Source organism: Binatus sp. (SeqCode) (genome assembly GCF_036522015.1).
In the GTDB taxonomy this organism is placed as follows: domain Bacteria; phylum Desulfobacterota; class Binatia; order Binatales; family Binataceae; genus Binatus.
The window spans coordinates 1-7354 of the sequence record NZ_DATDGQ010000025.1 but is presented as its reverse complement, the minus strand read 5'-3'; the positions used below and the strand labels follow the sequence as shown (position 1 = coordinate 7354).

At 62.7% G+C, this 7354-nt stretch carries 8 protein-coding genes; 6 read left to right on the top strand and 2 right to left on the bottom strand.

What is annotated here, in order from left to right; genetic code table 11:
- Positions 1-3: 3 nt before the first annotated feature.
- From VIW95_RS01055 to VIW95_RS01040, 4 genes are all read left to right on the top strand, one after another.
- Positions 4-627, top strand: coding sequence for a uracil-DNA glycosylase (locus VIW95_RS01055; protein WP_414645263.1), 624 nt, complete (start codon positions 4-6; stop codon positions 625-627).
- Positions 624-1952: a nodulation protein NfeD gene (locus VIW95_RS01050; protein WP_331583123.1), complete on the top strand. Its 1329-nt coding sequence runs from the start codon at positions 624-626 to the stop codon at positions 1950-1952. Before VIW95_RS01055 ends, VIW95_RS01050 begins: the two co-directional genes overlap by 4 nt.
- A gap of 62 nt (positions 1953-2014) precedes the next feature.
- Entirely contained in the window at positions 2015-2794 is a 780-nt protein-coding gene (locus VIW95_RS01045; RefSeq protein WP_331583121.1) for a slipin family protein, read from the top strand.
- 57 nt (positions 2795-2851) lie between these two features.
- Entirely contained in the window at positions 2852-3454 is a 603-nt protein-coding gene (locus VIW95_RS01040; RefSeq protein WP_331583119.1) for a histidine phosphatase family protein, read from the top strand.
- Positions 3455-3457: 3 nt separating this feature from the next.
- Here VIW95_RS01040 and recO read toward each other — a convergent pair whose 3' ends face one another.
- On the bottom strand, positions 3458-4231 hold the full coding sequence (recO, locus tag VIW95_RS01035; protein WP_331583117.1) for a DNA repair protein RecO: 774 nt from the start codon (positions 4229-4231) through the stop codon (positions 3458-3460).
- Positions 4232-4237: 6 nt separating this feature from the next.
- Positions 4238-5371: an AAA family ATPase gene (locus VIW95_RS01030; protein ID WP_331583115.1), complete on the bottom strand. Its 1134-nt coding sequence runs from the start codon at positions 5369-5371 to the stop codon at positions 4238-4240.
- A 125-nt stretch (positions 5372-5496) separates the two neighbouring features.
- Here VIW95_RS01030 and VIW95_RS01025 point away from each other — a divergent pair, with 125 nt between their 5' ends.
- Together VIW95_RS01025 and VIW95_RS01020 are read left to right on the top strand one after the other, a co-directional pair.
- On the top strand, positions 5497-6693 hold the full coding sequence (locus VIW95_RS01025; protein WP_331583113.1) for a CaiB/BaiF CoA transferase family protein: 1197 nt from the start codon (positions 5497-5499) through the stop codon (positions 6691-6693).
- A gap of 11 nt (positions 6694-6704) precedes the next feature.
- The coding region (locus VIW95_RS01020) for a hypothetical protein (RefSeq protein ID WP_331583111.1) at positions 6705-7354 on the top strand (650 nt) is incomplete at its 3' end.

Sequence of the window (7354 nt, the reverse complement as noted above, 5' to 3'; positions counted from 1 at the left end):
CCCATGCCGACCGAGCTCTTTTCGAAATATCCTGGACTCGAAAAAGCTTCGACCCTCGTCGAGCTGCGCGAGTTCATAGGCGACTGCCAGCGATGCAAGCTCGCGCCGCGCCGGACCAATCTCGTGTTTGGCGTCGGCAATCCCAACGCGGATTTGATGTTTGTCGGCGAAGCGCCCGGGGCCGACGAGGACGCTCGCGGCGAGCCGTTTGTGGGCCGTGCGGGCCAGTTGTTGACCGACATCATCGAGCGCGGCATGGGTATCAGCCGCGCCGAGGTGTACATCTGCAACGTGATCAAGTGCCGCCCGCCCGACAATCGAAATCCCGAGCCCGACGAAGTCGCGTCATGCGAGCCATTTCTGTTTCGCCAGATTGATCTCGTGCGCCCGCGCGCGATCGTTGGGCTCGGCACTTTCGCGGTGCACGCGGTGCTGAAGGTGAAGATTCCGATCAGCAAGTTGCGCGGCAACTGGCAGAATTTTCGCGGTATCCGGTTCATGCCCACGTTTCATCCCGCGTATCTGCTGCGTACGCCCGGCGACAAGCGGCTGGTGTGGGCGGATATTCAGCAAGTGATGAAGTATCTCGGGATGCCGATTCCGCACCGCGGCGGTTCCGCGCCGTGAGCATTCGCTCAACCCTGATGGTCGTCGCGACACTCGCGATCGCGACATTCGCATCGCAACCAATCTTTGCCGCCGACGCGCCTGCGAAATCTGCCGCGCATACCCCGCCGTGGGTTCAGCTGATCACGATTGACGGCTCGATCAATCCCGCCACCGCGTCATACATCGGCGACTCGCTCGCGTCCGCAAATGCCGAGGGCGCGAGCGCGCTGGTGATCGAGCTCGATACGCCGGGTGGGCTGCTGAACTCCGCGGAAAAAATCGTGAAGGCCATTCTCGCGGCTCCGCTGCCGGTGATCGTGTACGTCGCGCCGTCGGGGGCCAGTGCTGCGTCCGCCGGCACCTTCATCACCGAAGCCGCGAATGTAGCGGCGATGGCTCCGGGAACAACGATCGGCGCGGCGCATCCGGTGGAGGAGGGCGGAGAGGACATCAAGGGCGCGATGGGGCAGAAGCTCGAGAATTTCACGGCGACTTTTGCGCGCACGATCGCGCAACAGCGCGGGCGCAACGAAGACTGGGTCGAGCAGGCCGTACGCCACAGCGTCGCGATTGGCGAGCGCGAAGCGCTGGCGAAAAACGTCATCGATATCGTCGCGCCCGATTTGCGCAGCCTGCTGACGCAGGCCAGCGGCCGCAAGGTCCAGGTCGAAGGCCACAGCGTGACGCTCGCGCTCGCCGACGCAACCGTGCGCCGCGTGCGGATGACGCCTGGCCAGCAACTGCTCAACGTACTGGCCGATCCCAACATCGTCTATCTGCTGCTGATGGCGGGATTGATCGGACTGTACTTCGAGTTCGCGCATCCGGGCGTGATTTTTCCCGGCGTAGCCGGCGCGATTTGCCTGCTGCTCGCGCTCGCCTCGTTCCAGGTCCTGCCGGTGAACCTCACTGGACTGCTGTTGATTTTTCTCGGCGTCGGAATGCTGATCTCCGAAGCCTTCGTCACCAGTTACGGAATTCTCGGCCTTGGCGGCGTTACGGCGTTCGTCATCGGCTCGCTGTTTCTGATCGACACGTCGAAGACCGACCTGGCAGTTGATCACAACATTATATATGGCGCCGCTGCCGCGCTGACGCTGATCATTCTCGGCATCGGCTACATCGTGGCGCGCGAGCGCCGCAACCGCGCGACCACTGGCGCGGAAGGCATTGTCGGCGAGGTCGGCGAAGTGCGAGAGGCGATCGCTCCCGGTACGCCCGGCAAAGTTTTCGTGCATGGCGAGATATGGCGCGCGATCAGCGCCGACGCACTCAGCCCCGGCGCACGCGCTCGCGTCAAGTCGATCAACGGTTTGGAACTACAGGTACAGAAGGTGGCGTAGCGCCCGAAGATGGCGCAAGGTATCGACACGCCTCGCGCGCTTGGGGGCGAAGGAGAATCGCGATGGCGAGCGGGGTCGGCATAGTCGTCTTCATCGGCGTAATTTTCGTTTTGAGCGGGCTGAAGGTCCTCAACGAGTACGAGCGCGGCGTAGTTTTTCGACTCGGCCGCCTCACTCCTTATCGCGGGCCGGGCGTGATCTTCGTGATTCCCGTGCTCGAGCGGATGGCGCGAATCGACCTGCGCACCGTGACGCTGGACATCCCGCCACAGGACGTCATCACCAAGGACAACGTGACGGTCAAGGTCAGTGCGGTGCTGTATTTTCGCGTCGTCGATCCTTCGCGCGCGGTCACCGAGGTCGCGAACTATCTATTTGCCACGATGCAACTTGCGCAGACCACCTTGCGCTCGGTCGGCGGGCAGACCGAGCTCGACGAGCTGCTCAGCCAGCGCGACAAGCTCAACGCGCGCATCCAGGAAATAGTGGATTCGCAAACCGAGCCGTGGGGCGTGAAGGTCACGCTGGTCGAGTTGAAAAATATCGATCTGCCGCAGGATATGCAGCGCGCGATCGCGGCGCAGGCCGAGGCCGAGCGCGAGCGCCGCGCCAAAGTGATCGCGGCCGAAGGCGAATTCCAGGCGTCGCAGCGGCTCGCAGATGCCGCCGAAATCATGAGCAAGAGTCCGATCACGCTGCAGCTTCGCTATCTGCAGACGCTCAAGGAGATCGCGACCGAGAACAATTCCACCACGGTCTTTCCGATGCCAATCGATCTGTTCGAACCGTTCCGCGCGTTCGCGAACCTGACCAGCGGCGGCGGGGACAAGCCCAAGACCTGAAACCGCCGGATCGTCGCGTTCGCACCAAACTGAATTTTCGGGGAAAATTTCCACCCTATGGGCAAGCTGATAATGGTTCGTCATGGCGAGAGCGAGGGCAACGCGATTCGGCGCTTCACCACGTCGGGCGAAGCGAAAATCACGGATCTCGGACGCCGCCAGGCGCTGGAGGCGGCCGTCAGGATCAAGCTGATGTTTCAGCCGATACTGGTGATTGCGAGCACGTTCGCGCGCGCCCGCGAAACCGGCCTCATCATTGCTGCTGAACTTGGCGTCCCGATCGAATACGAAGAACGGTTCCGCGAGATGAGTCTTGGCGACCTCGCGGGAAAGCCGTACGACTCGATCGCCAACGATCCCACCTTCGATCCGAAGCGTTCGTGGTTGTGGCGCGCGCCGAACGGCGAGAGTCATGAGGATGTGCTCAAGCGCGTCGCTCCGGTCCTCGACGCGGTTGCGAAAAAATATCCCGACGACGAGATCGTAGTCGTCAGTCACGGCGGCGTGATGCGGGCCGTGTGGGCGCACGTTACCGGCAAATGGGAAGACGCTCACGTGCCGCCGAACTGCGGTATCGTCGTGATCGAGCATCATGGCGGCCTCTACCGCAAGCCTGAAGTGATGTTTGGAGAAACTCCGGCGGACGAAACCGGCGGATAGTCCTCAGGCCTTACCCGCGCCCGGCAAAACTGAATCGAGAAATTCCTGGCTGCGCAGCCGTCGGTCCACGATCGAGCCGATGAACCGCGCCAGCGCGAGAGCGCCGTCCGGACCTGCTGCCTCCGAGCCGGGCGAATCGTCCATCGGCAGCCGGCCCAGTCGCGCGAGGATTGCCGCACCTCTGCTCGACATCTTAATTGCGCCTTCCGCCAATGCCGGCCGGCATTTCGCGCATACGATCCCGCCGCGCGACACCACGAAGTACACCGTCGCGCCGTTGTCGCCGTTGATGGTCGCGCAGATTCGGCAACGCCCGAATTCGAGTCCGAATCCAGCCCATCCCAGCAGTCGCATCTCGAAGGCTTGCCGCAGCGCAGCGTCCGCGAAGCGCGTGCTAAGCGCGCCAAGGCCCTCCGACAGCACGCGATACGCCTCGGCCGCCTCGCTCTCCTCGGTCGTCAGCGCGTCGGTGAGTTCGAGCATGTAGCTACCGAGCGCAATCTTCGCGAGATCGTCGTCGAGCACGTGCTGCGTCAGGTCGGCAGCTTCGGCGCGCGTGATAAACACCAACTGCCCGTGCGGCCGCCGGCGATAGTGCAGGACGACGTGCGAAAACGGTTCGAGCTTGCGCTCGAAGCGATGCCGCGATGCCTTGGCGCCCTTCGCGATTCCGCTGAGCTTGCCCGCGTGGAGTGTCAGCAGCGTGACGATTCGATCCGACTCGGCGTAGTCGCGCGCGCGAAGCACGATCGCAGGCGTTGTTTCTTCGGCCGGCATGAATTGCTAATCGCCGACGCTTTTGCGGAACACGGCTTGCTGAATATCCTTGACCTCGACGCGCATCCGTTCCGCGTTCGCGATCGCGCGGCCGGAGTCCGACGCTTCTTTGATCAACACGTCGAAGCGCGCCGCGATATTTGCGAGCTTCGCGTTCGCTTCGGTCAGCGCGCGCCGCCGCAGCTCCTCGCTCTCCCACGCGCCCTCGGCATATTCGCGCAGCTCGCGGCTCTCGAACACCAGCTCCTGCAGCTTGTCCTCGTAGCCACGGACGATTCGGCGCAGCGCTTCGACTACTTTGGGGCGCTCTTCTGGATCTTTCCACAGCACATGGGCGAGGAACATCAGATCGTCCTCGGCGACCGTGGCGCGTCCCGCGACAATTGCGTGCGCACGCAGAATGCCGAGTGAGTTTTTCCAGCGCCGATCCGACACGACAATTTGCTCGCGCGCGAGCTCGCGCCTGATTTGCGCGATCGCCTCGAGGATCGCGCCCGGCACTTTGACCGCCGCGGCCGTCGCGCGCAGCTCGTCGAGCTCCGAAAATTGCAGCGTGGTGCGCGCCCGCTCGGGACCGCCCGCCATCATGCGGATGAAGCCATGTTCCTCGGTGATGTAGTCCGCCATGAAGCGCAGCATGAAACGATCGTAAAGCGCGGTCAGCTCGTCCTCGTCGGGCAGTTCGTTCGACGCGCCGAACATCGTGATCAGCGGCACCGGCACGCGCTCGCGTCCATTGTGGAAAATCCGTTCGTTGATGATCGTCAACAGCGCGTTGAGGATCGACGAGTTGGCTTTGAAGATTTCGTCCAGGAACGCGATGTGCGCCTCGGGCAGTTTGTGCGTCGTGACGCGCCGATAGTCGTCTTCCTCGAGTCCCTTCAGGCTGACCGCGCCGAAAATTTCCTCCGGTGTGCTGAACTTCGTCAGCAGCCACTGAAAGTAATTCGCGCCTTCGATGCGACGGCACAATTCGTCGGCCAGCATCGACTTTGCGGTACCCGGCGGCCCGATAATCAGGACGTGATTCGCCGACAGCATCGCCACGATTGCGCCATCGATCAGATCGATCCGTTCGAGGAACATCCGGTTCAGTTCTTCGCGGATTCGCGCGAGCTTCGATAATGCAGTGTCTGCCATTTGCCTGTTCATCATGATCTCTACCAGACCGCGGCGAAAGACTTAACCCATCCACGCTTCGAGGCTTGCCGCCGCTCCGCTGCTGGCGCTAGATCAGGTACTTGTTAAGTGGCAGGAGGATCGCAATGGAAAAGGCGCTGAGCGGAGTCAAAGTTCTGGACATGACACAGTTCGAGGCCGGCACCTCGTGCACCGAGATGCTCGCGTGGCTCGGCGCCGACGTAATCAAAGTCGAGTCGCCAAAGATGGGCGAGCAGGGCCGCTGGCTGCTGACCGAAAAGCAGGGCGTCGATTCGTACTACTTCATTCTGCTCAACGCCAACAAACGCGGCATCACGCTCAACCTCAAGAGCGAGAAGGGCCGCGCGATGTTCATCGAGCTGGTCAAGCAAGTCGATATGCTGACGGAAAATTTCTCGCTCGGCACGCTCGAGAGTCTTGGACTCGGCTACGACAAGCTGCGCGAAATAAATACGCGGCTTATCTACCTCACAATCAAGGGCTTCGGCACGCACGGCCCGTACAGCAAGTACAAAAGCTTCGACATGATCGCGCAGGCGTCCGGTGGCGCGATGGCGCTGACCGGTTTTCCCGGATCGCCGCCGCTCAAGCCCGGACCCACAATCGGCGACACCGGCACCGGCATGCATGCGGCAGTCGGCGTGCTCGCCGCATACATCCAACGCGAACGTACCGGCAAGGGACAGAAAGTCGAAGTCGCGATGCAGGAAGCGGTGCTGAATTTCGTGCGCGTCCCGATGATGGGCACGTACGTCACGAACAAACCGACGCCGCGCACCGGCAACCGCGTCGGTGGCGGCGGCCCCGGCGACATCTACAAGTGCGCGCCCGGCGGCGACAACGATTACTGTTACATCCTGTGCACCTCGCCCGAGATGTTCGAGAGCCTGTGGAAGGTGATCGGCCGTCCTGAAGTGGCTAACGAAGAGCGTTTCGCGGGACGCAACCGCGCCAAAAACGTCGAACCGCTGACCGAGATGATCAACGAATGGACCGGACGGCACACCAAGTTCGAGGTGATGCGCATCCTCGGCGAGGCCGGCGTTCCATGTGGCGCGGTGCTCGACAGCGTCGAGCTGCTGAACGATCCCCATCTCAAAGAGCGCGGCATGATCGTCACGATCAAGCATCCCGTGCGCGGCGACTTCACGATGCCGGGATGTCCGGTGCGCCTCGAGGATTCGCCGGTCGAAGTGACGTCGGCTCCGCTGCTCGGCCAGCACAATGCCGACGTTTACGGCGAGTTGCTCGGACTCGGCGCCGGCCAGCTCGACGATCTCAAGCGCGAAGGCATCATCTAGATGCGGCTCTCTTGATTGGGCGCGGCGACCTGTTCGAAGCGATCGAGTACCTGCGGCGCGAGGGCGAGGGCATCCTCGCACGATTCGCGCGCTCAAAGCGCGGCGTCGTATACGCCGATCTTCGCCTCGAAGTGGTCTTCAACCGTTCTGGCGCCGCGGTGAATGGCGAGCCGCGCGACGGCTCTGAGAGCGAGAATGCCGCGTATTTTGTTTCGGTTCACGTCGCCGACCGGGCCGGTCCGGTCGGCCACGGCCAAACCGGTGCGGAGATTGGCGCACTCGCGGGCCGTCCGGCCAAACTCGTCGGCGAACTGCGGCGGGGACTCGGCGAGGCCTACGATCGCGCGCGCTTCAGCGCCCGCAAAAAAGCCGAACTGATAGCGCACCTCGGCGACGCGGCGAAAGGCCTGGTGGTCGCGCCAATTCCGTCGCGCGAAAAAGTCCGTGACGACGTCGAGGCGTATTTTCTCCGCGATCCGCGCTCACTCTCGACCGACGAGCTCAAAAAAATATCGCTCGACGCGTCGCGCGAGGTCGTTGCACTTGGCGACGCGATCGCCTACCAGGTCGTCGCCGCGATGACCGAGATGCGCCGCGAAATATTCGTCGACACCGCAGGCACCGTGGTCTCTCAGGCGTACGCGTTCTCGCAGGGCGATTG

What these genes read in the sequence shown, in the direction of transcription:
- VIW95_RS01055 (WP_414645263.1), top strand. Translation starts at nt 4, where the DNA reads ATGCCGACCGAGCTCTTTTCGAAATATCCTGGACTCGAAAAAGCTTCG.
- VIW95_RS01045 (WP_331583121.1), top strand. Translation starts at nt 2,015, where the DNA reads ATGGCGAGCGGGGTCGGCATAGTCGTCTTCATCGGCGTAATTTTCGTT.
- VIW95_RS01040 (WP_331583119.1), top strand. Translation starts at nt 2,852, where the DNA reads ATGGGCAAGCTGATAATGGTTCGTCATGGCGAGAGCGAGGGCAACGCG.
- recO (WP_331583117.1), bottom strand. Translation starts at nt 4,231, where the DNA reads ATGCCGGCCGAAGAAACAACGCCTGCGATCGTGCTTCGCGCGCGCGAC.
- VIW95_RS01030 (WP_331583115.1), bottom strand. Translation starts at nt 5,371, where the DNA reads ATGGCAGACACTGCATTATCGAAGCTCGCGCGAATCCGCGAAGAACTG.
- VIW95_RS01025 (WP_331583113.1), top strand. Translation starts at nt 5,497, where the DNA reads ATGGAAAAGGCGCTGAGCGGAGTCAAAGTTCTGGACATGACACAGTTC.